Annotated in this window: 24 protein-coding genes, 3 tRNA genes and 1 pseudogene; 12 read left to right on the forward strand and 16 right to left on the reverse strand. The window is 62.7% G+C overall.

All coding sequences use genetic code 11. The features are described 5' to 3' along the window. Positions 1-6 precede the first annotated feature (6 nt). Positions 7-1,089, reverse strand: coding sequence for a peptide chain release factor 1 (prfA, locus tag QSJ95_RS09045; protein WP_043273586.1), 1,083 nt, complete (start codon positions 1,087-1,089; stop codon positions 7-9). Continuing rightward, positions 1,086-2,354 carry a glutamyl-tRNA reductase gene (gene hemA / locus QSJ95_RS09050; RefSeq protein WP_009617447.1) on the reverse strand — a complete coding sequence of 423 codons (1,269 nt, stop codon included), beginning with the start codon at positions 2,352-2,354 and terminating at the stop codon, positions 1,086-1,088. The genes prfA and hemA overlap by 4 nt, the downstream gene beginning before the upstream one ends. Before the next feature lie 189 nt (positions 2,355-2,543). Between hemA and QSJ95_RS09055 the strand changes: the two genes are divergently transcribed. From QSJ95_RS09055 to QSJ95_RS09100, 10 genes are all read left to right on the forward strand, one after another. Beyond that, on the forward strand, positions 2,544-4,265 hold the full coding sequence (locus QSJ95_RS09055) for a tetratricopeptide repeat protein (protein ID WP_043273584.1): 1,722 nt from the start codon (positions 2,544-2,546) through the stop codon (positions 4,263-4,265). Between the two features lie 8 nt (positions 4,266-4,273). Further along, complete coding sequence (lolB, locus tag QSJ95_RS09060) at positions 4,274-4,897, forward strand: lipoprotein insertase outer membrane protein LolB (RefSeq protein WP_009617438.1); 624 nt, start codon at positions 4,274-4,276, stop codon at positions 4,895-4,897. 1 nt (position 4,898) lies between these two features. Further along, on the forward strand, positions 4,899-5,747 hold the full coding sequence (gene ispE / locus QSJ95_RS09065) for a 4-(cytidine 5'-diphospho)-2-C-methyl-D-erythritol kinase (protein ID WP_285641776.1): 849 nt from the start codon (positions 4,899-4,901) through the stop codon (positions 5,745-5,747). A gap of 32 nt (positions 5,748-5,779) precedes the next feature. Further along, positions 5,780-5,854, forward strand: a tRNA-Gln gene (locus tag QSJ95_RS09070). Between the two features lie 58 nt (positions 5,855-5,912). Then, positions 5,913-5,987, forward strand: a tRNA-Gln gene (locus QSJ95_RS09075). An 84-nt stretch (positions 5,988-6,071) separates the two neighbouring features. Further along, positions 6,072-7,013, forward strand: coding sequence for a ribose-phosphate pyrophosphokinase (locus tag QSJ95_RS09080; RefSeq protein WP_024128138.1), 942 nt, complete (start codon positions 6,072-6,074; stop codon positions 7,011-7,013). A 106-nt stretch (positions 7,014-7,119) separates the two neighbouring features. Next, complete coding sequence (locus tag QSJ95_RS09085) at positions 7,120-7,731, forward strand: 50S ribosomal protein L25/general stress protein Ctc (RefSeq protein ID WP_009617434.1); 612 nt, start codon at positions 7,120-7,122, stop codon at positions 7,729-7,731. A gap of 40 nt (positions 7,732-7,771) precedes the next feature. Next, on the forward strand, positions 7,772-8,356 hold the full coding sequence (gene pth / locus QSJ95_RS09090) for an aminoacyl-tRNA hydrolase (protein WP_009617433.1): 585 nt from the start codon (positions 7,772-7,774) through the stop codon (positions 8,354-8,356). Positions 8,357-8,380: 24 nt separating this feature from the next. Next, positions 8,381-9,481 carry a redox-regulated ATPase YchF gene (ychF, locus tag QSJ95_RS09095; RefSeq protein WP_009617432.1) on the forward strand — a complete coding sequence of 367 codons (1,101 nt, stop codon included), beginning with the start codon at positions 8,381-8,383 and terminating at the stop codon, positions 9,479-9,481. A 177-nt stretch (positions 9,482-9,658) separates the two neighbouring features. Then, positions 9,659-9,735: transfer RNA gene (locus tag QSJ95_RS09100), tRNA-Met, on the forward strand. Positions 9,736-9,816: 81 nt separating this feature from the next. Here the strand turns inward: QSJ95_RS09100 and QSJ95_RS09105 are convergent. The 4 genes and pseudogenes from QSJ95_RS09105 to QSJ95_RS09120 form a co-directional block, all read right to left on the reverse strand. Further along, positions 9,817-10,236, reverse strand: coding sequence for a type II toxin-antitoxin system VapC family toxin (locus QSJ95_RS09105; RefSeq protein WP_061560667.1), 420 nt, complete (start codon positions 10,234-10,236; stop codon positions 9,817-9,819). After that, entirely contained in the window at positions 10,233-10,478 is a 246-nt protein-coding gene (locus tag QSJ95_RS09110; protein WP_009617429.1) for a FitA-like ribbon-helix-helix domain-containing protein, read from the reverse strand. Before QSJ95_RS09110 ends, QSJ95_RS09105 begins: the two co-directional genes overlap by 4 nt. 80 nt (positions 10,479-10,558) lie before the next feature. Beyond that, a pseudogene (locus tag QSJ95_RS09115) lies at positions 10,559-11,251 on the reverse strand (tyrosine-type recombinase/integrase); the annotation flags it as partial. Positions 11,252-11,474: 223 nt separating this feature from the next. Then, on the reverse strand, positions 11,475-11,696 hold the full coding sequence (locus QSJ95_RS09120) for a helix-turn-helix domain-containing protein (protein WP_285641859.1): 222 nt from the start codon (positions 11,694-11,696) through the stop codon (positions 11,475-11,477). A gap of 172 nt (positions 11,697-11,868) precedes the next feature. Here QSJ95_RS09120 and QSJ95_RS09125 point away from each other — a divergent pair, with 172 nt between their 5' ends. Then, positions 11,869-12,111 carry a DNA-binding protein gene (locus QSJ95_RS09125; RefSeq protein ID WP_285641780.1) on the forward strand — a complete coding sequence of 81 codons (243 nt, stop codon included), beginning with the start codon at positions 11,869-11,871 and terminating at the stop codon, positions 12,109-12,111. A 430-nt stretch (positions 12,112-12,541) separates the two neighbouring features. Here the strand turns inward: QSJ95_RS09125 and QSJ95_RS09130 are convergent, their stop codons facing one another. The 4 genes from QSJ95_RS09130 to QSJ95_RS32980 form a co-directional block, all read right to left on the reverse strand. Then, positions 12,542-13,207, reverse strand: coding sequence for a hypothetical protein (locus QSJ95_RS09130; protein WP_285641782.1), 666 nt, complete (start codon positions 13,205-13,207; stop codon positions 12,542-12,544). Next, positions 13,204-14,631, reverse strand: coding sequence for an AAA family ATPase (locus tag QSJ95_RS09135; RefSeq protein WP_285641784.1), 1,428 nt, complete (start codon positions 14,629-14,631; stop codon positions 13,204-13,206). Before QSJ95_RS09135 ends, QSJ95_RS09130 begins: the two co-directional genes overlap by 4 nt. Positions 14,632-16,136: 1,505 nt before the next feature. Beyond that, on the reverse strand, positions 16,137-16,388 hold the full coding sequence (locus tag QSJ95_RS09140) for a HigA family addiction module antitoxin (RefSeq protein WP_009617426.1): 252 nt from the start codon (positions 16,386-16,388) through the stop codon (positions 16,137-16,139). A gap of 26 nt (positions 16,389-16,414) precedes the next feature. Further along, positions 16,415-16,792: a type II toxin-antitoxin system Phd/YefM family antitoxin gene (locus QSJ95_RS32980; RefSeq protein WP_502945269.1), complete on the reverse strand. Its 378-nt coding sequence runs from the start codon at positions 16,790-16,792 to the stop codon at positions 16,415-16,417. Positions 16,793-16,972: 180 nt separating this feature from the next. Between QSJ95_RS32980 and QSJ95_RS09150 the strand changes: the two genes are divergently transcribed. Continuing rightward, on the forward strand, positions 16,973-17,167 hold the full coding sequence (locus tag QSJ95_RS09150) for a hypothetical protein (RefSeq protein WP_009617424.1): 195 nt from the start codon (positions 16,973-16,975) through the stop codon (positions 17,165-17,167). 2 nt (positions 17,168-17,169) lie between these two features. On the opposite strand, the gene QSJ95_RS09155 is transcribed toward QSJ95_RS09150, so the two are convergent. The 6 genes from QSJ95_RS09155 to QSJ95_RS09180 form a co-directional block, all read right to left on the reverse strand. Continuing rightward, positions 17,170-18,165, reverse strand: coding sequence for an isocitrate/isopropylmalate dehydrogenase family protein (locus tag QSJ95_RS09155; protein WP_285641788.1), 996 nt, complete (start codon positions 18,163-18,165; stop codon positions 17,170-17,172). 87 nt (positions 18,166-18,252) lie between these two features. Beyond that, the gene (can, locus tag QSJ95_RS09160; protein WP_009617419.1) at positions 18,253-18,897 is read right to left on the reverse strand and encodes a carbonate dehydratase; all 645 of its coding nucleotides are present in this window, start codon (positions 18,895-18,897) and stop codon (positions 18,253-18,255) included. 66 nt (positions 18,898-18,963) lie between these two features. Continuing rightward, positions 18,964-20,208, reverse strand: a complete 1,245-nt coding sequence (locus QSJ95_RS09165) for a C69 family dipeptidase (protein WP_285641791.1) — start codon at positions 20,206-20,208, stop codon at positions 18,964-18,966. A gap of 163 nt (positions 20,209-20,371) precedes the next feature. Then, positions 20,372-20,824: a ribosomal protein S18-alanine N-acetyltransferase gene (gene rimI, locus QSJ95_RS09170; protein WP_009617416.1), complete on the reverse strand. Its 453-nt coding sequence runs from the start codon at positions 20,822-20,824 to the stop codon at positions 20,372-20,374. Continuing rightward, on the reverse strand, positions 20,821-21,630 hold the full coding sequence (locus QSJ95_RS09175) for an energy transducer TonB (protein ID WP_285641794.1): 810 nt from the start codon (positions 21,628-21,630) through the stop codon (positions 20,821-20,823). The genes rimI and QSJ95_RS09175 overlap by 4 nt, the downstream gene beginning before the upstream one ends. A gap of 106 nt (positions 21,631-21,736) precedes the next feature. After that, entirely contained in the window at positions 21,737-22,756 is a 1,020-nt protein-coding gene (locus QSJ95_RS09180) for a DUF6160 family protein (RefSeq protein WP_009617413.1), read from the reverse strand. Positions 22,757-22,768: the final 12 nt, after the last annotated feature.

Genomic DNA, 22,768 nt, shown 5'->3' on the forward strand with positions numbered 1-22,768 from the left:
GGCGCCTCAATCCCCCAGGGCGGCCAGCTGGTCGGCCTGGTATTCCTGCAGCAGCGGTTCTATCACCTGCTCCACTTCGCCCTCCATCACCTCGCCCAGGGAGTACAGGGTAAGGTTGATGCGGTGGTCGGTGACCCGCCCCTGGGGGAAATTGTAGGTGCGGATGCGCTCGGAGCGGTCGCCCGAGCCCACCAGCAGCTTGCGGGTGCTGGCGATGGCCTGCTGCGCCGCGGCCTGCTGCTGGTCGTTGAGCTTGGCCGCGAGCCAGGCCATGGCCTTGGCGCGGTTCTTGTGCTGCGAACGCTCCTCCTGGCACTCGACCACGATGCCCGAGGGGATGTGGGTGATGCGCACCGCCGAGTCGGTCTTGTTCACGTGCTGGCCGCCGGCGCCGGAGGAGCGGTAGGTGTCGACGCGCAGGTCGGCCGGGTTGATCTCGATGGCCGCCTGCTCGTCGGGCTCCGGCAGCACCGCCACGGTGCAGGCGGAGGTGTGGATGCGGCCCTGGGACTCGGTGGCCGGCACGCGCTGCACGCGGTGCGCGCCGGACTCGAACTTGAGCTTGGCGTAGACGTTGTCGCCCTCGACGCGGGCGATCACCTCCTTATAACCGCCGTGTTCGCCCTCGTTCTCCGAGAGGACCTCGACGCGCCAGCCCTGGCGCTCGGCATAGCGCGAATACATGCGGAACAGGTCGCCGGAGAAGATCGCCGCCTCGTCGCCGCCGGTGCCGGCGCGGATTTCCAGGAACACGTTGCGCCCGTCGTTCGGGTCCTTGGGCAGCAGCATGCGCTGCAGGGCGTCTTCCAGCTCGGCCAGGCGCGCCTTGGCGCTGGCGACTTCTTCCTCGGCCATTTCGCGCAGGTCCGGGTCGCTGTCCTTGAGCAGCGCCTGGGCGCCCTCCAGGTCGGCCTGGGTCTTGCGGAAGTCGCGGAACGCCAGGATCACCGGCTCGACTTCGGCGAACTCGCGGGAATAGGCGCGGAACTTGGTCTGGTCGCTGATCACCTCGGCGTCGCCGAGCAGAGCGGTGAGCTCCTCGTAGCGGTCGCTGAGGGTGTCCAGCTTGGTCAACAGGGAGGCTTTCATCGCTTCTCAGGGCTCTCGTCGAGGGCGAACAGTTCCTGGGCCAGGGCCAGCGCATCGATGCGGCCCTCGGCGGAGAGTTTCTTCATCTGCACGCTGGGCGCGTGCAGCAGTTTGTTGGTCAGGCCGCGGGCCAGCTGGGCGAGGATGTCCGCCGGGTCGCCGCCGTTGGCCAGCAGGCGCTGGGCCTTCTGCAGTTCCTCGTCGCGCAGGCGTTCGGCCTGCTGGCGGTAGGCGCGCAGCACGTCCACCGCGGCCAGCTCGCGCAGGCGCTGCATGAATTCGTGGACGCCGTCGCCGACCAGCTCCTCGGCGGCCTGGGCGGCGCCCTGGCGGCTCTTGAGGTTCTCCGCCACCACTTCGTGGAGGTCGTCGACGCTATAGAGGTAGACGTCGTCCAACTCGCCGACTTCCGGCTCGATGTCGCGCGGCACGGCGATGTCGACCATGAACATCGGCTTGTGCCGGCGCTGCTTGAGCGCGCGTTCCACCGCGCCCTTGCCGAGGATCGGCAACTGGCTGGCGGTGGAGCTGATGACGATGTCGCTGTGCGCCAGGTGCTCGGGCATGTCCGCCAGCAGGATCGCCTCGGCGCCCAGCTCCTGGGCCAGCAGGCTGGCGCGTTCGAGGGTGCGGTTGGCCACCACGATGCGCTTCACGCCCTGCTCGTGCAGGTGGCGGGCGACCAGGGTGATGGTCTCGCCGGCGCCGATCAGCAGCGCCTGGCTGCGGTGCAGGTCGCTGAAGATCTGCCGCGCCAGGCTGACCGCGGCGAAGGCCACCGACACCGGGTTCTCGCCGATGGCGGTGTCGGTGCGCACGGTCTTGGCGGTGCTGAAGGTGGCCTGGAACAGGCGGCCGAGCATCGGGCCTATGGTGCCGGCCTCGCGGGCCACGGCGTAGGCGGACTTCATCTGGCCAAGGATCTGCGGCTCGCCGAGCACCATGGAGTCCAGGCCGGCGGCCACGCGCATCATGTGGCGCACCGCGTCCTCGTCCTGGTGCACGTAGGCGCAGTTGCGCAGCTCGTCCAGGCTCAGGCGGTGGTAGTCGGCGAGCCAGGCCAGCACGTCCTCGGCTTCCGGATGCTCGATCTCCAGGTACAGCTCGCTGCGGTTGCAGGTGGAGAGGATCGCCGCCTCGCGGCTGGCGGTCAGCCGGCAGAGCAGCTGCAGGGCCTCGACCATCTGCCCGGGGGTGAACGCCACGCGCTCGCGGACGGCCACGGAAGCTGTCTTGTGGTTGATGCCAAGGGCGATGAAGGCCATGCGGGATCGCTGAGGTAATTCGGGAAGCCCGCAATTGTCCTACGTCGACCGGTGGAGGACAACCACCGCAATACAAGCAGCCGATCTGTGCGTCTATGCTGGGTTTGGCGGCCCCCACCCCATGGGCTTGCCGAATGGCTTATGTCATGATGGGGCACAACCCGCCGTTCAGGTCCCTCTCTTTCGTCTATGAACAAATCCCTAGCGCTGCTGACCGCCCTGCTGCTGCTCGGTGGCTGCCAATCCATGCTGCACAAGGAACCGGCGCCGAAACCGGCCAAGGACAGTGCGGCCAGCGCGGAGAAGGGCCGCAAGTACGGCTCCTTCAGCGAGGACACCCTGTACTCCCTGCTGGTGGCGGAGATCGCCGGCCAGCGCAACCGCTTCGACATCGCCCTGGCCAACTACGTCGACCAGGCCAAGCAGACCCAGGACCCGGGCGTGGCCGAACGCGCCTTCCGCATCGCCGAGTACCTGGGCGCCGACCAGGAAGCCCTGGACACCTCGCTGATCTGGGCCAAGGCCGCCCCCGACGACCTCGACGCACAGCGCGCTGCCGCCCTGCAACTGGCGCGCACCGGCCAGTACGACGAATCCATGGTGTACATGGAGAAGGTCCTCAACGGCCAGGGCGACACCCATTTCGACTTCCTCGCCCTGTCCGCCGCGGAAACCGACGCGGACACCCGCGCCGGCCTGCTGCAGAGCTTCGACCGCCTGCTGAAGAAGTACCCCGACAACGGCCAGCTGCTGTTCGGCAAGGCCCTGCTGCTGCAGCAGGACGGCCGCCCGCAGGAGGCCCTGAGCCTGCTGGAGAGCAAGCCGGCCAGCCGCCACGAGGTGGCGCCGATGCTGCTGCGCGCGCGCCTGCTGCAGAGCATGAAGCGCAGCGACGAGGCCCTGCCGCTGCTCAAGGCCGGCATCAAGGAACACCCGGACGACAAGCGCGTGCGCCTGGCCTACGCCCGCCTGCTGGTGGAGCAGAACCGCCTGGACGACGCCAAGGCCGAGTTCTCCGCCCTGGTGCAGCAGTTCCCCGACGACGACGACCTGCGCTTCTCCCTGGCCCTGGTGTGCCTGGAGGCCCAGGCCTGGAACGAAGCCAAGGTCTACCTGCAGGAACTGGTCGAGCGCGACAGCCACACCGACGCCGCGCACTTCAACCTCGGCCGCCTCGCCGAGGAGCAGAAGGACCCGGAAACCGCACTGAAGGAATACGCCCAGGTCGGCCCGGGCAACGACTTCCTCCCGGCGCAGCTGCGCCAGAGCGAAATCCTCATGGACTCCGGGCGCAGCGCCGAAGCCTCGCGGCGCCTCGCCGAGGCCCGCGAGCGCCAGCCCGACTACGCCATCCAGCTGTACCTGATCGAGGCCGAGGGCCTGTCCAACCGCAACCAGACCGACCGCGCCTGGCAGGTCATCGAACAGGGCACCAAGCAGTTCCCCGACGACCTCAACCTGCTCTACACCCGCTCCATGCTGGCGGAGAAGCGCGACGACCTGGTGCAGATGGAGAAGGACCTGCGCCTGATCATCCAGCGCGAGCCGGACAACGCCATGGCGCTCAACGCCCTGGGCTACACCCTGGCCGACCGCACCACGCGCTACGACGAGGCCCGCGAGCTGATCCAGAAGGCCCACCAGCTGAACCCGGACGACCCGGCCATCCTCGACAGCCTGGGCTGGGTCAACTACCGCCTGGGCAACCTCGACCAGGCCGAAACCTACCTGCGCCAGGCCCTGGAGAAGTTCCCCGACCACGAAGTGGCCGCCCACCTGGGCGAAGTGCTCTGGGCCCGCGGCAAGCAGCGCGAGGCCCGCGAAGTCTGGAGCACCGCCCTGCAGAACCAGCCCGACAGCCCGGTGCTGCGCGACACCCTGCTGCGCCTGACCGGGTCCAAGACCCCCTGAGATTTCCCATGCGTCTGATTCACGTCCTTGGCGCCGCCGCCCTGCTCCTGCTCAGCGGCTGCGCCGGCTTCACCACCCAGGAAGCCCTGCAAGGCCAGGGCAACGCCAACAGCTGGAAGACCCACAAGGAACGCGTCGCCGCCCTCGACGGCTGGCAGATCGACGGCAAGGTCGGCATCCGCGCGCCCCGGGATTCCGGCAGCGGCACCCTGTTCTGGCTGCAGCGCCAGGGCTACTACGACATCCGCCTGTCCGGCCCGCTGGGCCGCGGCGCGGCGCGCCTGACCGGGCGCGAAGGCGCGGTGACCCTCGAAGTCGCCGGGCAGGGCCGCTACCAGGCCGAGTCCCCCGAGGCCCTGCTGGAGCAGCAGATGGGCTGGCGCCTGCCGGTATCCCACCTGCTCTGGTGGATCCGCGGCCTGCCGGCGCCGGACAGCAAGAGCCGCCTGACCCTCGACAGCGACAGCCGCCTGGCGCGCCTGGAGCAGGACGGCTGGGACGTGGAGTACAGCAGCTACGCCCAGCAGGACGGCTACTGGCTGCCCGAGCGCCTGAAGCTGCACGGCGAGAACCTCGACGTCACCCTGGTGATCAAGAGCTGGCAACCGCGCCTGCTCGGCCAGGCCCGCTGACATGCGCGAACGCCTGACCCTGCCGGCCCCGGCCAAGCTCAACCTGTTCCTGCACATCCTCGGGCGCCGCGCCGACGGCTACCACGAGCTGCAGACGCTGTTCCAGTTCCTCGACCACGCCGACGAGCTGCACTTCGCCCCCCGCGAGGACGGGCAGATTCGCCTGCACACCGAGATCCCCGGCGTGCCCCACGACAGCAACCTGATAGTCCGCGCCGCGCGCCAGCTGCAGGAGCAGTCCGGCTGCCGGCTGGGCGCCGACATCTGGCTGGACAAGCACCTGCCCATGGGCGGCGGCATCGGCGGCGGCAGCTCGGACGCGGCCACCACCCTGGTCGGCCTCAACCACCTCTGGCAACTGGGCTGGGACGAAGACCGCCTGGCGGCCCTGGGCCTGGGCCTGGGCGCCGACGTGCCGGTGTTCGTGCGCGGCCGCGCGGCCTTCGCCGAAGGGGTGGGCGAGAAGCTCACGCCGGTCGAACTGGAGGAGCCCTGGTTCCTCGTCGCCGTGCCGCAAGTCTTTGTCAGCACAGCAGAAGTTTTCTCCGATCCCGAGTTGACACGGGATAGCGCGCCCATTAAAGTTCGCAGCCTTCTCGGGGTGGACGGTCGAAACGACTGTCAGACGGTCGTCGAGAAACGTTACCCAGCTGTACGTAACGCGCTGATGTCGTTGAACAAATTCACATCGGCCAGACTGACCGGAACCGGAGCTTGTGTGTTTGGGAGCTTCCCAAACCAGGGCGATGCTGATAAAGTTCGCCGCCAACTTCCGGCCACTCTGCCAAGCTTCGTCGCACGGGGTCGCAACATCTCCCTGTTGCATCGCAAGCTTCAAGAGCTGACCTGAGAAGGGATGCAGAGCATTCGGTTGTACGATACAGGGGCGTCGCCAAGCGGTAAGGCAGCAGGTTTTGATCCTGCCATGCGTTGGTTCGAATCCAGCCGCCCCTGCCATTAACCCCACGGGGGTTTGCGTACGACGGTAACCGAAGCACTGCACAGCAAAATTCATAGGGGCGTCGCCAAGCGGTAAGGCAGCAGGTTTTGATCCTGCCATGCGTTGGTTCGAATCCAGCCGCCCCTGCCATATACAAAAAAGCTGTTCAAAAGCCACGGCCTTTGAACAGCTTTTTGGTTCATCAGGCCCACCCTCAGCCGGCAGGTACTGCGCGTGTCCAAGATGATGGTCTTCACGGGGAACGCCAACCCCGACCTGGCACGCCGAGTCGTGCGTCAACTGCACATTCCCCTCGGTGATGTTTCCGTCGGCAAGTTCTCCGATGGCGAAATCAGTGTCGAAATCAACGAGAACGTCCGCGGCAAGGACGTCTTCCTGATCCAGCCGACCTGCGCTCCGACCAACGACAACCTGATGGAACTGGTGGTGATGGCCGATGCCTTCCGCCGCTCCTCGGCCACTCGTATCACCGCGGTCATCCCCTACTTCGGCTATGCCCGCCAGGATCGCCGTCCGCGTTCCGCCCGCGTGGCCATCAGCGCGAAGGTCGTCGCCGACATGCTGACCGTGGTGGGCGTCAACCGCGTCCTCACCGTCGACCTGCACGCCGACCAGATCCAGGGCTTCTTCGATATCCCCGTCGACAACATCTACGGCTCGCCCGTACTGGTCGACGACATCGAGGACCAGCGCTTCGAGAACCTGATGATCGTCTCCCCCGACATCGGTGGCGTGGTGCGCGCTCGCGCCGTCGCCAAGTCCCTGGGCGTGGACCTTGCCATCATCGACAAGCGTCGTCCGAAGGCCAACCAGTCCGAAGTCATGCACATCATCGGCGATGTCGAAGGCCGTACCTGCGTACTGGTCGACGACATGGTCGATACCGCCGGCACCCTCGGCCACGCCGCCAAGGCTCTGAAAGAGCACGGCGCCGCCAAGGTCATCGCCTACTGCACCCACCCGGTGCTGTCGGGCCGTGCCATCGAGAACATCGAAGGTTCCGTACTGGACGAGCTGGTGGTGACCAACACCATCCCGCTGTCCGCCGCTGCCCAGGCCTGTGGCCGCATCCGCCAGCTGGACATCGCTCCGGTCGTGGCCGAAGCCATGCGCCGGATCAGCAACGAAGAATCGATCAGCGCCATGTTCCGCTGAGGAACAGGGCCTGACGAAAGCGCCCCGCCACGGCGGGGCAATTGAAGATTCGCCCGAACGCTGGTCGCAAGCGCTCGGGCGATCTTTTCATTGTGGAGATAGAGTAATGGTTGACTTTGTTCTGAATGCCCAAGCGCGTTCCGACCTGGGGAAAGGTGCGAGCCGCCGCCTGCGTCGTAACGCCGGCCTGGTTCCCGCGGTCATCTACGGTGGCGAGAAAGCCCCGGTTTCCGTGACCCTGGAACTGCGTGAAATCGCCAAACTGCTGGAAAACGAGGCTGCCTTCAGCCACGTCATCGCCCTGAACGTCGATGGCGCCAAGGAAACCGTGCTGATCAAGGCCCTGCAGCGCCATCCGGCCAAAGGCTTCGTCATGCACGCCGACTTCCTGCGCGTCGTCGCCGACCACAAGCTGACCGCTCACGTTCCGCTGCACTTCCTCAACGAGGAAACCGCAGTTGGCGTCAAGCAAGGCGGCGGTGAAGTTTCCCACGTCATTTCCGAAGTCGAAGTTTCCTGCCTGCCGAAAGACCTGCCGGAATTCATCGAAGTCGACCTGGCGAAAGTCGAAGTCGGTCAGATCGTTCACCTGTCCGACCTCAAGCTGCCGAAAGGCGTGGAACTGGTTCAGCTGGCCCATGGCAACGACCTGGCCGTGGCCAACATCCACGCTTCCCGCGTAGTCAAGGAAGAAGGCGAGGAAGGCGCGGCCGAGTAATCGCTCGCTAGCCTCCCGCCTCAAGGAAAGGGCCCCCGTCGTGACCGCCGTGCAACTGATCGTTGGCCTGGGCAACCCAGGCCCGGAATACGAACAGACCCGGCATAACGCGGGGGCCCTTTTCGTCGAGCGCCTGGCCGACCGCGAACGCGTCAGCCTGAGCCCCGACAAGAAGTATTTCGGCCTGGTCGGCAAGTTCAGCCACCAGGGCCGCGACGTTCGTCTGCTCATCCCCACCACCTACATGAACCGCAGCGGCCAGGCCGTGGCGGCGCTCGCCGGGTTCTTCCGCATCCCGGTCGAAGCCATCCTGGTGGCCCACGACGAACTCGACATGCCCCCCGGCACCGCCAAGCTCAAGAAGGGCGGCGGCCATGGCGGGCACAACGGGCTGCGCGACATCATCGCCCAGCTCGGCAACCAGAACGGCTTCCATCGCCTGCGGCTTGGCATCGGCCATCCGGGGCACAGCAGCTTGGTCTCCGGCTTCGTCCTCGGCCGCGCCCCGCGCAGCGAGCAGGAGCTGCTGGACGCCAGCATCGATTCCGCCCTCGGCGTGCTGCCGGAAATGCTCGCAGGCGACTGGACCCGCGCGATGCAGAAGCTGCACAGCCCGAAGGCCTGACCCGTCTCGCCAGAGGTACACAGCATGGGCTTCAACTGCGGCATCGTCGGCTTGCCCAACGTCGGCAAATCCACCCTGTTCAACGCCCTGACCAAATCGGGTATCGCGGCGGAGAACTTCCCCTTCTGCACCATCGAGCCGAACAGCGGCATCGTGCCCATGCCCGACGCGCGCCTCGACGCCCTGGCGGCGATCGTCAAGCCCGAGCGGGTGATCCCCACCACCATGGAATTCGTCGACATCGCCGGCCTGGTGGCAGGCGCCTCCAAGGGCGAGGGCCTGGGCAACAAGTTCCTCGCCAACATCCGCGAGACCGACGCCATCGCCCACGTGGTGCGCTGCTTCGAGGACGACAACGTCATCCACGTCAGCAACAGCGTCGACCCCAAGCGCGACATCGAGATCATCGACCTCGAACTGATCTTCGCCGACCTCGACAGCTGCGAGAAGCAACTGCAGAAGGTCGCCCGCAACGCCAAGGGCGGCGACAAGGAAGCCATCGCGCAGAAGGCCCTGCTGGAAAAGCTCATCGCCCACTTCACCGCCGGCAAGCCCGCGCGCAGCCTGGTCAAGGACATGGCTGACGAAGAGAAGCGCCTGGTGCGCGGCTTCCACCTGCTGACCAGCAAGCCGGTGATGTACATCGCCAACGTCGCCGAGGAAGGCTTCGAGAACAACCCGCACCTGGACGCCGTGCGCGCCATCGCCGAAGAAGAAGGCGCGGTCGTGGTGCCGGTGTGCAACAAGATCGAAGCAGAAATCGCCGAACTGGACGACGACGAGGAGAAGCAGATGTTCCTCGAGTCCATGGGCATGGAAGAGCCGGGCCTGAACCGCGTGATCCGCGCCGGCTACGAACTGCTCAACCTGCAGACCTACTTCACCGCCGGGGTGAAGGAAGTCCGCGCCTGGACCGTGCGCATCGGCGCCACCGCCCCGCAGGCCGCCGCAGTGATCCACACCGACTTCGAAAAGGGCTTCATCCGCGCCGAAGTCATCTCCTACGACGACTTCATCCAGTACAAGGGCGAAGCCGGCGCCAAGGAAGCCGGCAAATGGCGCCTGGAAGGCAAGGACTACATCGTCAAGGACGGCGACGTGATGCACTTCCGCTTCAACGTCTAAGCCCCCGGCAGCGCCCCAGGGCGCCCGCCAGCAAGCCGAAAAGGCCCCGCGCACCCCGCGGGGCCTTTTTCGTTCCCGCCCTACCGCTCGTCCCGCTAAACGCTTGAAAGAACAGAAAAATATCTAACCAAAGGGGGTTGACAGCCCCCCGAAAGATCCGGAAAATGCGCGCCACTCGGCTACATAGCTCAGTCGGTTAGAGCGCAGCATTCATAATGCTGATGTCCCAGGTTCAAGTCCCGGTGTAGCCACCATTATTTTCAAGGGGTTAGCGAAAGCTAACCCCTTTTCTTTTGCCTGTGGTGACTACGAAGTGACTACAGCGTGCCTACCGCCTAGCCTTTCCAGGGATCAATCAGCGGAACACCGAAGCTTTCGAAGTGCCGGACATTCCGCGTGGCGATCTGCGCGCCATTCAACCTGGCAATCGCGGCAATCTGCCCATCCGCCATATCGGCAATCTTGCCTCGCGCTTCGCTCGCAGCAACCAGTTCGGCATAGTGCACCGCTGCATCGGTATCGAACGGCAGGATGTTGCCGGAGAAGTCTTCCTCGAACATTGCGAGGGCCAGGTCATGGAGGGCCTGCTTACGCTTCCCATCGGGCATCCTGGCTATGCCGTAGAGAATTTCTGCCACAGTGATCGCACAGATGTGCAAGTCATCCACAGACTGGGCATCGAGCCAGGCCACCACTGCCGGATCCGGCTTGGGCCTCATCAATTCCGAAAGCACATTGGTGTCGAGCAGAATCATTCGTCAAAGTCCGCAGCCCGAGCCTTGGTCTTGCGCGCCGGTAGCTCGATTTCAGCGCCACCCACGGAAGCAAAGCGAGCATGGATTCGGCTACCCAGCCCTCCCCGCTTCTCCCCCTTGGAGAGCGCCTGAGCGAGGATGATCCGCACTTCCTCCTCCATCGAGCGACCGTGGCTGGCGGCAACCACGCGAAGCTTGGCTTTGAGATCTTCATCCAGGTTTCTAATAGTGATGCTGGCCATAATCGCCTCCGACGCAATCAATGAAATCACTGATAGCATACTAGGGCTCATCTCATTACACCAACGGTTCCTGACAACGTTCACAGCTCATCCAGAGAAACCTCCCGAGACGGCTCGTTCACTCGCTCCTCAACTATTCGGCGCAGCTCCATATCGTCTTCAGCTTCGTCGATATCTGCTGCATCCAGTTTGTGCTCCGACTGCACGAGGGGGGATAAACGCATGGCGGACTCCAGATGCTCCGGCGACAGGTGTGCATAACGCATGGTCATGGTGATGGAGGAATGCCCGAGAATGCGCTGCAACGTCAGTATGTCGCCTCCGCCCATCATGTAATGACTAGCGAAGGTATGCCGTAGGATGTGTGTCATCTGGCCGGGCGTGTGGAAACCGCAACGCCGGTATGCACTGCGAAAGGCAGCACGGCAGGACATGAACAGGCGACCAGTACCGGGCATACCCCGTTTGAGAATCAGCCTCTCCAAGTCCTTAGGAATAGGCACCGCCCTACTCTGCCGGTTCTTGGTTCGGTGATAGTGGACCTTCCCTCCCTGGACGGCGCCTCGGGGCAGGCTTTCGGCCTCATTCCAACGGGCATCAGTGGCGAGACACAACATCGCGACGGGATACGTGTGGGTGATCGTGCTTGCTTTGCACTCCTCCAGCAGCAGCGACACCTGATCCGTCTTGATCTGGCGGACCTTGGCCAGGGGGTTCACCTTGTGCCAGGACCTTAGACGAATCAGCTCCGAGAAGACCGCCGACACCCCACGCACGCGGTAGGCCTGCAAGGCGCGTTCGCGGGGAAGGCTAAAATAGCGGCGGACCTCAGCTTCGGTGGGGAAGCACGAAACCGACTCTTCAATCCAGCGCTGACAATCGGCGCGGGAAGCCCCCTGATGGATGCGATGCCAGCGGCGTTGGCGAGTCGGGCCGTGGAGCGTGGACATTTCGACGAGGTAGCAGATGCTCCCCGTTTTCTGAGTAGGGAGTGGCTTACTCATCGTCATAATCCCCTTGGCAGAAGATCGACTTGCCCCGCTCCAGGTCGCGGCGGATGCGCTGGAGGTTGATGACGCGACGACGGCCGATCTTGGCGGTAGGGAGGGTCTTGGTCTCGACCCAGCCGCGCACTACGTCCTCGGTGATCTCTTCCAGGCCCAGCATCTGGGCGAATACCGACTGGGAGCAGAATGGAGCGGTGCGGAAATCAGAAATTTTCTCAGCGGCTCAGGTGACAGAGAACCCCACTATTCCAGAATCTTCCATACGAAATCCCTATAATCGGGCGAGACTTAACCAGCTCTCAATTGGAGTAAAATTTACCCCATTAGTAAAGGTTACTCCCGGCTCTAGACTTAGTAAAGGTTACTCCTAGCGGGAAATTTCTATGGATCCTGTACGAAATAGAGCATTACAACTGATCCGAACGGTTGGCCCTAAACATCTCAGCGAGCTTGGAGGAAAAAACTACGATCGCTGGAAAAATATCAGCGGTGGCAAGATTAGGATCAGCACTGAGGAAGTTGGAATTTTAGCTGACGCATATCCTCACTTCGCTCTCTGGCTCATATCTGGAAGAATTGAACCAGAACATGGCCATCTCAGCCCCGACTATGAGAAATCAAGCTAAAAAGCAGAAAACCTCTGGAGAAGTCCCAGCAAGTCTGTATGACAGAGAAAACCACAGAGTGCAGACTTCAATTATTGGGATTATCCAGAATTAATACAGACTCTAAAAATATATTCGCTAGCGGAATATCAAGCGAAGTAAACTCACTCAGCAGCAGATAAATCGAGATACTTAAGTAGAACCCACCCTCAATACAGAGGGTAATGGATTACGGGGACAGAGCGTCCAAATATAGATCAACCCAGCCCTACCTATGATACAATAATTAAATATTACAAAAGTTCGCACAGGATAGAACTAAAAAACAGTAGATCATAACTGACTCACTAGGGAAGCTAGAGAAGAGAAACAAGAGCAGTCATCACCTTTGCAAATCGAACTCTCTCCAGCAAAGCTGGCAATGCCTAAATTTGGAGGCATCGCCAATACTCTATACAGTCATGAATCTTGGAGGGCAGAGATTAGTCCCCCAGACTGCATCACAATAAGATGCAAGCCATATTCCTTTCTCCCTCACGCTTGAACTAACCGAGCTAGATACCTTATTGACGATCTCCTCAACTACAGGAATCAACCTTTCACGTTCACCTTCACAACCACCCAGATAATCTACAAAATATAAACCATCATCTTCTTTTATAAGACTACCCGAAACATCTCCCTCCGAAAAAACCAACTCAACAACATCCGAAGAAACCACCACCCTAGGGTACTTTGCACTTTTGCTTTCGACCATATAAGCATCAATAAGACCAGCACTGAAGGTGAACGACTCATCATTAAAATACTGGTTTACGGCTATTCCCCCCCTACAAAGCAACCCCTCCTCAAGAAGATACCCTTGATATACACATATTCTCTCCACGAAACTCTCAAAATAACACTTAGAATACGGTCGAGAAATTACAATTGAATCAGAAAACTGAATTACAGATAATTCCGGATCAGTCTCAAATATAGATCTAGCCTTTTGATGACAATTATATAGCTTCCGTAAATAGAAGCCTTCCCCACTTTTTAATTCATTTTCAACCATGGCCTTGAACCCCAAAATATCCAAGAAGGCCACATAGTGAAACTTCATTTCGGAGTTCATTTCTTACCTCTTTTAACCCTCGGCGCCCCTGTTTCTCCGGAAGACTTTGCCACAGGTTTCACAGGAGACTTAGCAGGAGATTTAGCTACGGGCTTTACAGCAGGCTTTTTAGCAGATGGCTTTGCGGCAGGTTTAGATGCTGGCTTTCTCAGGGAAGGTTTACTTTCAGGCTTCTGAACAGAACCCTCTACAGCCCCACTCTTACCTACTGGTTTTGCAGTCGACTTTTTAACCAAGGATTTCGCCGACTTAGCATCGGCCGAAACTTTCGGCTCAGCCTTCTTAGCTGCATTTTTCCGAGGAGCTCTCTTCGGCAGAACAGGTTTAGGGAATGGAGAAATCTTCTTCCCATTATCAAAAGCAATCAAGTCGTCTGCCAGCCACTTAAACAGCAACTTATAACTAGCCATACGCCTTTGTGCGCCAGACCAGTTGTTCCCCCCCCAGGGTTTGTCACTTTTTGTGATCAAGGCAGTATCAAGACGATCAATATTAAACACAGCCTTTCCAACCTCTTGCATCAAAGGGGCAAGCTGGTTGAAGTCTGGAATCTCAACAGCAATAGAGTTCTCTGAATTACGATTCGTTATAGAAGGGAGATATAACTCCTCAGAATAATTCTCCAAAACAGGCCGCAAAGAACTGTTTATCTCAATAGGCAAACGCCCCATCCAAAGCTTAAAGCCTGGCTTAGCCTCCCCAGCATACTTCTTAAATGCTTGCACAATTGCACCTAGGAATGCTGGCCGCCCCGACCTAATCGGCATTTCTAGTTCGTTATATTTAGAAATCACCTCTTGGTGTTCTCTAATCCAACGACTAAGAATTTTGGATAAAGTACCAATAGCTTGCACGTTAAAGCGATCCGGTGCTACTGGAATGAAGAACGCATCACACGCCAAGAAAAACGCTCGAGTAAGCGCCCCTGAGCTCGGGCCTACGTCAATGAATATATAATCATATCCTTTTTTGTCAGCAAGCCTCACTAAGAAATCACCAATGGCGACATATGTGCGCATGAGGTTAGTTCGCATACTCATGCGTTGAACATGCGCCTCCGCCAAATCATCCTCAATCGAACTTAAGTCAACCGAGCCCCTGAGAAGGTCCAGATTCTTATGAATCTCACAAGGCTCAATTTTGTCAATATCGATATAAGCAACATCACCCTTGATACGCTGATTCAACGCATCCAGTATACTTGTACCCGGCAATACCCCTACATCTCCAGTTCCACTTTCCTCTGCTCTCTTATCTAAAGCAGCAATTGTCCTTGCCAACGCAATCTCAGTCAAATTGCACTGAGGATCAGCGTCGACCATTAGGACTTTTTTCCCATGATCAGCCAAATATGTTGCTATGTTAAAAGTGGTGGTTGTTTTAGAGACTCCACCTTTATGGTTATACAGCGTAACAATCTTCATGATCGCTCCAATTATAGATTTATGCCTAAGACCTAACCGGCTGGGCTAAACGAACTCTCTGCCGAGCAATAGCGATCCTTCATTATATAACTCCAATCTTTACGATCTCGTCCAGCACGATCCCTCCAAGCCCGACACTGCTCTCGAAAATAAATTTTTGCCCCCTTACGACGCTCTCGATATTCGATAGAACCCCAGCGGTGATTTTCACAAACAGTTCCACCGTCAATAACGTTATTCACAACAATCCATTCAGCTAAGTATCTACTGCTACCATCCCAACTTTTTATCCATTGAGAGTCTCGTTCCTGAGTAGCGCTGCGACCACTGCCACGTTGCGAAACTTGCTGATCGCGCTCAGCTTGAAACTTGGCAAGATATTCGGGAGAGACCATACCCCGAGGCTCAGCATTGGGCTTGGGGCTACGTAGGCTCGGCAGCTCCCCACCGTTCTGGCAACGGATCACACTTTCATCAATGACCGTACGGCCATTAAGACAATCTCGAAGGGAACGCCGAGCGGGCTCTGCAGAGGGGACCTGGCGTTGAGCAATCGTGGGGGACGGGGATATGGAGGATGAGTCTTCGGGGACGTCCACGACCGGACCGAGCTCATCAACAGAAGGTGGAGCAGTAAGCCGCTGCACAAACGCGTGGAGAGATGGCCAAGCCACCACCATGGCAATCAGAAATATCAGGCTGGCGAACACATGGAGTGCGTTCAGCCGAAATCCTCGCCGAGCTTGGCGGTGAGACCAACCTTCTTCTCGGCGCTCCTGGCTTTCGCGACGCATCCAGTCGCGGTCATCTAGACCCATGAACCTTTTCCTTACGGTGCATCCATTCATGGCACGGAGCCATGATCGAAATTAGCGCGAGGCGCTAGTACCCGTAAAGAGTTTAGGGTGACTACATCAGACGGATTATCGGAAATAGCCTGTTCGTGTGAGGGAATGGAATCGCTGCAAGGCCCGATTCATGGGGCTTCGGGGTGAGGCAGGGGGCGTCTCATGCGATTCATGTCCCAGGTTCAAGTCCCGGTGTAGCCACCATTATTTTCAAGGGGTTAGCGAAAGCTAGCCCCTTTTCTTTTGGGCGGCGATTACAAAGCGTCAGCAACCTGGCCCTCCCTCTCGCGCCCCTCAAGTCCCACCGCATCCCGCTGTTCATTTAAGTAAGCGATGCGTTGGCTCAGCGAAGGTGCCTAATCCTGGCTCCGCTCCTCTCACCCCAGCCCTCTCCCGGAGGGAGAGGGCTGGGGTGAGAGGAGCTGCCGGAAACTCCAGAGTCATCCTGAACACGTAGTGCCATCTGGACGGCTGGCGTGGCCGGCAAGTCCAATCGCGGACGAAGTCCTACGCCCATGCTTCCCTGAATCGTAGGAGCGGACTCTGTCCGCGATTCGGCGGATAACGCCATCGGCGTTATGCGCCCTACGGATTTCCCGAGAGCCTTAGGCGCTGGGAGTTTGGAGTCATCCTGATACTTTCATCGAGCCAGTAGTTCTAACCGTGAGTCGCTAGCTCGTACTGGCTCTGCAGGTTCATCCAGAACCCGGCTGAGGTGTCGAAGTAGCGGCCCAGCCGAATAGCCATATCCGCAGTGACGCCACGGCGCTCGCGGACAATGTCTTTAACAGTCGGGACCGACACGTTCAAGGCGCGAGCCAGCGCGGCCGGAGTTATCCCCAGCGCCTGCTGGAACTCTTCACGCAGGATTTCCCCAGGATGAATGGGGCGCATTCCGTTGGTTGTCATGGTCCAGCTCCCTCAGTGGCAATCCACTATCTCTGCTCCATTTGAGCCAAGGAACGCGCCAGGTGGGCGGCATTGGCTGGGGACTTCAGCAGATGGACGGTTTCCATCAGGCCGTTGAAGCTATCGAGCGAAAGCAGCACGGCATCCGGCGTATCTCGACGAGAAATCACGATGAAATCCTCGCCACCGACAACATCTTCGATGAGCTTCTTCAGGTTGTTGTGGGCATAGGAGAAAAGGATGCATGGCGGACTCCAAGACTTCCGGGCAATAGCGCATCCATGATGATCGAAGAGTGCCCCGGAATTCGCCGCAACGGCGGTATGCCCCCTCCCCCACTCCTGTAATGACAGGCGAAGGCATGCCGTAGGACGCAGCCCCGCCCATCGGCCCCCACTCCAGATACCCGAATTGTTTCACCCCGGGAAAAACTCCTTCGCGCATTCGTTAGCTAGCTAATGTTATCCCCGGGCGCTACCTTTGCCTTCGCAGGTTCTTCCATTTCCCTGCCCTCCCATAGCCATTGCCCGCCCCCGCTCCGAGCGGGCGATGGCTTCTTTTTTCCCGCTTTTCAGGGCGTTTGTATGCGTTATCTCGTCCGCACGCTGATCGTGGTCTGTCTTTCCCTGCTGCTCGGGCTGGCGGCCCAGGAATGGACGTTGTTCGTCCAGGGGCTGCCCATGGGCGGAGGCTTGCGCGCGATGCTGACGGTGCTGCCCTTGTTGGCCGTGGGCAGCGGCTGCGCGGCCTGGCTGGCCGACCATCCCGAGTTGGGCTAGCCCTAGAGACGCTGCAGGACGCCCTCACCCACCACGCGGGTGGTTTCGAGGCCGTGGTCGAGGTGGCCTTCTTCGCGCAGGAAGCTTTCCACCGCGCGCTCGATGCGTGTAGCGCCGGTTTCGTCGTGCCAGTGGAAGCGCAGCAGCATGGCGGCGCTGAGGATGGCAGCCAGGGGGTTGGCGCGGCCGCTGCCGGCGATGTCGGGGGCGCTGCCGTGGACCGGTTCGGCCAGGGCCAGTCGCTCGCCCAGGTTGAGCGAGGGCGCCAGGGCCAGGCCGCCACCCCAGTGGCTGGCGAGGTCGGAGAGGATGTCTCCGAACAGGTTGCTGGTGACGATCAGGTCGAAGGCTTCCGGGCGCTCCACCAGTTGCAGGGCCGCCACGTCCACCAGGCGCTCGTCGAGCACGTCGCCCCAGCCTTCGGTGGCCAGCAGGTCGCGGCAGGTGTCGCGGAACAGGCCGCAGGTCAGCGGCAGGACGTTGGCCTTGTGCACCAGGGTGATGCGCCGCGCCTGGCGTTGCCGGGCGATGCGTGATACGGCCTGGGCCAGGCGCGTGCAGGCGGCGCGGCTGATCACCCGTTCGGCGATGGCCACGCCGTCGGCCTCCCAGTGCTCGCGGCCGCTGTACAGGCCTTCGCTGTTCTCGCGCAGGATCAGCAGGTCGATGCCGGCGTGGGGCGATACCACCGGCCAGGTGCGCACCGGGCGCAGGTTGAGGTACAGGCCCAGCTCCTGGCGCAGGCGCAGGATGGCGCTGCGGTAGCCCTCTACCTTGTGGCTGGGCGAGGACACCGCGCCGAACAGCCCGGCCCCGCATGCCCGCAGCGCTTCCAGGGTGGCTTCGGGCACCGAGGTGCCGTGGCGCTGGAAGCACTCCCAACCCGCCTCTGCTTCGCGCAGGCGCAGGTCGGGCAGCAGTTTCTGCAGTACGGCCACGGCCGGCGGCACGACCTCACGGCCGATGCCGTCGCCGGGGATCACGCAGAGTTCGCGCATGCTCGCCTCTTCGTCAGTGGCCTTGCCCTATCTTCGGTCTGCCCGGCGCGCCCGGCGAGGCGGGCCGGACGACCGGCACGGGGCGGCTCAGGCCTCGCCCATGGGGCGCAGGCGGTACTGCGGCGGCAGCTGGTCGAGGCCGCTGACAGTGACGTTGAGGTTCTTCCAGCGGCCGTCCTTGATGCCGTAGATGCAGCCGTGCACCGACAGCGACTGGCCGCGGTGCCAGGCGTTCTGCACGATGGTGGTGTGGCTGACGTTGGCCACCTGCTGGATGACGTTCAGCTCGCACAGGCGGTCGACGCGCTCTTCCTCGCTGGCGAACTGGGACAGGTGGTCGCGGTACTCGTAGGCGAGGTCGCGGATGGTCCGCAGCCAACCGTCGATCAGGCCGAACTGCTGGTCCTGCAGCGAGGCGCGCACGCCGCCGCAGCCGTAATGGCCGGTGACCAGGATGTGTTTCACCTTGAGCACGTCCACCGCGTACTGGATCACCGACAGGCAGTTGAGATCGGTGTGCAACACCACGTTGGCGACGTTGCGGTGGACGAACAGGTCGCCGGGCAGCATGCCGACGATCTCGTTGGCCGGCACCCGCGCATCGGAGCAGCCGATCCACAGGTATTCCGGTGCCTGCTGGCGGGCCAGCTTGGCGAAGAAGTCAGGGTCCTCGCGATTGATTGCTTCGGCCCAGCGGGCGTTGTTCTCGAACAGTTGTTCCAGGTCGCTCATGGTGGCTCCTCCTCTGCGGCTGGCGCACCTTACGTAACGCCGACGGCCTTTGACAAGCACTATGGCTCAAGGCGTGGCGTGCTGCCGCCACCAGCGCGGCAGGCGCGGCTCCAGTTGCCCGGCGAGTTGCTGCCAGGCCGCATGCCAGGCCTCGGCTTCGGCGGCCAGGCGCGCCCAGTCGGGGTTGCGGCGGTCCAGCGCGGCGAGTTGCTCGGCCTCAAGCCAGGCGTGCCCGGCGCGCAGGGCGGCGGCGAATTCGGCGTCCACGAGCGCACGGCGGTGCACCGCTTCGAAACGGCACCAGAGGGACTGTTCCAGCGGCTCGTCGGCCTTGCTGAGCAGGCTGGCGCCGGCGGCCGCCTCGAAGCCCAGCGGCTGGAACAGCGACAGGCACGGCGCCGAGGTGCCGGTGGCGGCCAGGCGCGGGCCGTCCGGGCCCAGGCGGGCGATGAGGCTGGCGGTGGTCTGCGAGGGGCGCCAGAAGCTGCCGGCGTGCATGCACACCTGGCGGTTGTCGTGGCGGGTGAAGTTGTGGTCGCGCCGGCCGTGGTTGCGCAGGGCGACCACCAGGGCCTCCCAGCCGGGCTGGCGCGGGCAACTGGCGAGGAACTCCTGGTTCATCCGCCGGCGCTGGTGCGCCCCGGCCACCCAGGGCAGCAGGCGGCCGTCGAAGGCGCGGGCGAAGTGGAAGTCGCCGCGGCCGTTCCAGCAGCCCAGGCGCCGGGCGTGGGCCGGCAGGTCGTGGCTGCACAGGTCGTATTCGTGGCCGATGCTCAGGGCGTTGGAGATGGCGCAGCGCTCCACCCGCCGCGCCGCCCACAGGCGGCCGGCGGTTTCCAGCACCCAGGCCTCGCCGGCATCGGCGATGACGAAGCTGTTGTCGTAGCGCAGGCGCTTGTTGCGAAAGCCCGCCGGCCCGCCCTGGCCGTGGCGCTCCAGCAGGCCGGAGATCACCTCCAGGGCTTCGCGTGCGCTGGCGCCGCGCTCCAGGCCCAGGCGCACCAGGTCCATGCCCAGCAGCGCCTCGCCGGTCTGGTCCACCAGGCGGGTGAAGACCGCTTCGTTGCCGATGGCCACGCCGTGCTCGTTCACGCCCATTTCCGCGCCCCACAGCCAAGCGGGCTGGCTGAGGATGACGGCATGGCGGTCGGCGACCTGGGGAATCTCCAGGTAGGTGGCGCGCATCTGCCTGGCCGTATCGCCGCGCACCGCGGGCAGGCGCAGCAGGCGCTGGGGTTCGGAGGGTTCGCGGTCGCTGTTCTTGGCGAACCAGGTGCAGCCGTCGGCGCGCAGGACGAGGGTGTCACACATGGGCGCCCTCCTGCCGCGCGCCGGCGGCATGTGAGGCGAGAAGCGGATGACGACGGGCAGGCGCCGCCGCTGCAGCGGTTGGCTTCATGTCGCGACCTTGTTCTTGTTATTGATCGCCCAGCCTACGCCTGTGCGCGGCGGCCGGATATGGCCTGGATGACGGTCAGTCGAGCAGCGTGCAGGCCATCACCAGGGCGTCCTCGCGCCCGCCCACCGCCGGGTAGTAGCCGCGTCGGCGGCCGATCTCGTTGAAGCCGAAGCGCTCGTACAGGCGGTAGGCGCTCTGGTTGGTCTCGCGCACTTCCAGGAAGCATTCCCGCGCGCCCAGCTCGCCGGCCCGCGCCATCAGGTGTTCGAGCAGGCGCAGGCCGAGGCCGCGGCCCTGGCTTTCCGGCTTCACCGTGATGTTCAGCAGGTGCGCCTCGTCGAGGATGATCTGGATGACGCCGTGGCCGACCTGCTGGGTGCCTTCGAACATCAGCCAGCAGTCGTAGCTCTTCAGGCCGTCGGTGAAGATGCCGCGGGTCCAGGGGTGGCTGAAGGCGGCGTATTCGATCTTGAGCACGGCGTCGAGATCCGCCTCGGTCATCGGGCGGAAGGATATGGCGTCGGTCATTCTGCGTCCTGGTCCAGCCAGCGCTGGCGCACCCGGCGCATGGCGCGCCACAGCTCGCCCTTGAGGGCGGGTTCGTCGCTCAGCCGCTCCAGGCCGGGGATGGCCCAGGCCACGCCCAGTTCCTCGATCTGCAGCTCGCGCAGCATCGCCTCGTCGTCCGCCTCGCCGGCGAAGCGCACGGCGGGCCGGCCGACCAGCCACAGGCAGCGGCACGGGCCGCTGTCTTCCAGGCGCGCGGCGACGAAGCCCTGGACGAACTCGCGGGCCGCCTGCGGGCCCTGGTCCATGTTGCCGCCGGAGAGCAGCGGCCAGCGCACCGGCTCGCCGAGCAGTTGCGGACTGTCCGGCAAGCCGGCGGCGCGCAGCAGGTCCTTGAGCAGCAGGTAGGCCGGGTCGCGGCTGGCCAGGGGCTCGCCGGTGGGCAGTTCGACCAGCAGCGCGCAATCGCCGGCGCGCAATAGTTGCAGGCTGAAGCGCGGCGGCGGCTCGACCGGCGCGCGCGGTGCAGGCGCCTCGGCTTCGGCGGGCACTTCTGCGGCCACCGGCGTGCGGGCCTGGGCGGCGGGGCGCGGCACCACCACCGGGATCGAGGGCCGGGCCTCGGGCGTCGGCGCCGGTTTCTCCGGCGCGGCGACCGGCGTGCGGGCGGTTTCGGGCGCAGCATTCGGCGCCGGGGCCTGGACGGGCTCCGGCGCTTCCAGCAACTGCGGGCGCGAAGGCGCGGCGAAAGGCAGCACCACGCGGGGCAGCCAGGAGGCGACCTGCATGGCGCCGAGATAGGCGCGGCGGCGGGCTTCTTCGATCAAGAGTCCTGTACCTGTGGGCATCCTGCGGGCGCAGGGCTAAACGCAACGGAGCGGAATTGTCGCGTGAAACGCGCCCGACGGAAAGGCCGGCCGGCGGATGGGCCGCTCAGCAGCCCTTGTTCATGCCGACGCAGGTGTCCTGGCGGGGGATGCCGTTGAAGGCCTGGTTGAAGTCGATGTTGATCGGCGAAACCAGGTTGCCGTTGGCGTCGCGGTACTTGGGCATGTTCATGAAGGCGCCCTTGAGCGCGGTGATCATCTGCCCGGAGTCCATGTCGCGCCACTGCACGTCCTGGCTCTGCAAGGAGATGAAGAAGCCCTTGGCGGCACCGGCCAGGCCGGCCTGGCTCAGGTCGCCCACCGGCAGCGACTGGAACTGGCTGAGCTTGAAGCAGGTGGTAATGCCGAGGATGGCGCAGCTGTTGGAGGTGAACAGCCCGGTGACGATGTCCGTCCACAGCGGCACGCAGCCGTTGGTGCAGTCCAGCCGCGAGCCGTTGGTCATGCCGGCGTAGGTGCCGCGCACCGGGTCGCTGGCGCCGCCGGAGGTGACCAGGCCGGCATCCGCCTCCACCGTGCTGCTGCGGTAGATGCCCGCCAGGCCGAGCAGCAGTTGCTGCCCTACCGTGGCCTTGTTGTAGATGGCGTCGGCAGTGCCCTTGATGTGCACCGGAATGTTCCCGGTCAGCGACTGGATGTCGCCGGACAGCACGCCCTTGGCCTGGTTGAAGCCGATGCGCACGCCGACCATCTTGTTGCCGTCGTAGGCGAACTCGACGTAGGGATCGACGATGGTGAAGGGGTTGATCTGCCCGGTCTGGTTGTTGACCGTGCCCAGGGCGAAGTTGTTGATGGAGATGTCCGCGCTGTTGGCGGCTTCGCCGGCGCGGTCGTAGAGGCCGAGCTGCAGCTTGTTCATGTTCAGCTGCGTTTCCACCGTGGCGCCGATGTTCAGCCGGGTGTAGTTGATCCCCGCGGCAGCGTCGGTGGCCAGGTTGATGAAGGCCTGGCCGGTGACGTCGGACAGCTGGCTGTCGCTCAGCGCCCGCAGCTCGGCGTTCGCGCCGCCGGCCAGGCACAGCAGCACGCCGGCCAGCAGCAGGCGCCGTACGCAAAGGAAGGTCATGGGTTTTCCCCC

Source organism: Pseudomonas sp. NBRC 100443 (assembly GCF_030268185.1).
Lineage (GTDB): Bacteria > Pseudomonadota > Gammaproteobacteria > Pseudomonadales > Pseudomonadaceae > Pseudomonas > Pseudomonas citronellolis.

What these genes read in the sequence shown, in the direction of transcription:
- prfA (WP_043273586.1), bottom strand. Translation starts at nt 1,089, where the DNA reads ATGAAAGCCTCCCTGTTGACCAAGCTGGACACCCTCAGCGACCGCTAC.
- hemA (WP_009617447.1), bottom strand. Translation starts at nt 2,354, where the DNA reads ATGGCCTTCATCGCCCTTGGCATCAACCACAAGACAGCTTCCGTGGCC.
- QSJ95_RS09055 (WP_043273584.1), top strand. Translation starts at nt 2,544, where the DNA reads ATGAACAAATCCCTAGCGCTGCTGACCGCCCTGCTGCTGCTCGGTGGC.
- lolB (WP_009617438.1), top strand. Translation starts at nt 4,274, where the DNA reads ATGCGTCTGATTCACGTCCTTGGCGCCGCCGCCCTGCTCCTGCTCAGC.
- ispE (WP_285641776.1), top strand. Translation starts at nt 4,899, where the DNA reads ATGCGCGAACGCCTGACCCTGCCGGCCCCGGCCAAGCTCAACCTGTTC.
- QSJ95_RS09085 (WP_009617434.1), top strand. Translation starts at nt 7,120, where the DNA reads ATGGTTGACTTTGTTCTGAATGCCCAAGCGCGTTCCGACCTGGGGAAA.
- ychF (WP_009617432.1), top strand. Translation starts at nt 8,381, where the DNA reads ATGGGCTTCAACTGCGGCATCGTCGGCTTGCCCAACGTCGGCAAATCC.
- QSJ95_RS09105 (WP_061560667.1), bottom strand. Translation starts at nt 10,236, where the DNA reads ATGATTCTGCTCGACACCAATGTGCTTTCGGAATTGATGAGGCCCAAG.
- QSJ95_RS09110 (WP_009617429.1), bottom strand. Translation starts at nt 10,478, where the DNA reads ATGGCCAGCATCACTATTAGAAACCTGGATGAAGATCTCAAAGCCAAG.
- QSJ95_RS09125 (WP_285641780.1), top strand. Translation starts at nt 11,869, where the DNA reads ATGGATCCTGTACGAAATAGAGCATTACAACTGATCCGAACGGTTGGC.
- QSJ95_RS09130 (WP_285641782.1), bottom strand. Translation starts at nt 13,207, where the DNA reads ATGAACTCCGAAATGAAGTTTCACTATGTGGCCTTCTTGGATATTTTG.
- QSJ95_RS09135 (WP_285641784.1), bottom strand. Translation starts at nt 14,631, where the DNA reads ATGAAGATTGTTACGCTGTATAACCATAAAGGTGGAGTCTCTAAAACA.
- QSJ95_RS09140 (WP_009617426.1), bottom strand. Translation starts at nt 16,388, where the DNA reads ATGACAACCAACGGAATGCGCCCCATTCATCCTGGGGAAATCCTGCGT.
- QSJ95_RS09150 (WP_009617424.1), top strand. Translation starts at nt 16,973, where the DNA reads ATGCGTTATCTCGTCCGCACGCTGATCGTGGTCTGTCTTTCCCTGCTG.
- QSJ95_RS09155 (WP_285641788.1), bottom strand. Translation starts at nt 18,165, where the DNA reads ATGCGCGAACTCTGCGTGATCCCCGGCGACGGCATCGGCCGTGAGGTC.
- can (WP_009617419.1), bottom strand. Translation starts at nt 18,897, where the DNA reads ATGAGCGACCTGGAACAACTGTTCGAGAACAACGCCCGCTGGGCCGAA.
- QSJ95_RS09165 (WP_285641791.1), bottom strand. Translation starts at nt 20,208, where the DNA reads ATGTGTGACACCCTCGTCCTGCGCGCCGACGGCTGCACCTGGTTCGCC.
- rimI (WP_009617416.1), bottom strand. Translation starts at nt 20,824, where the DNA reads ATGACCGACGCCATATCCTTCCGCCCGATGACCGAGGCGGATCTCGAC.
- QSJ95_RS09180 (WP_009617413.1), bottom strand. Translation starts at nt 22,756, where the DNA reads ATGACCTTCCTTTGCGTACGGCGCCTGCTGCTGGCCGGCGTGCTGCTG.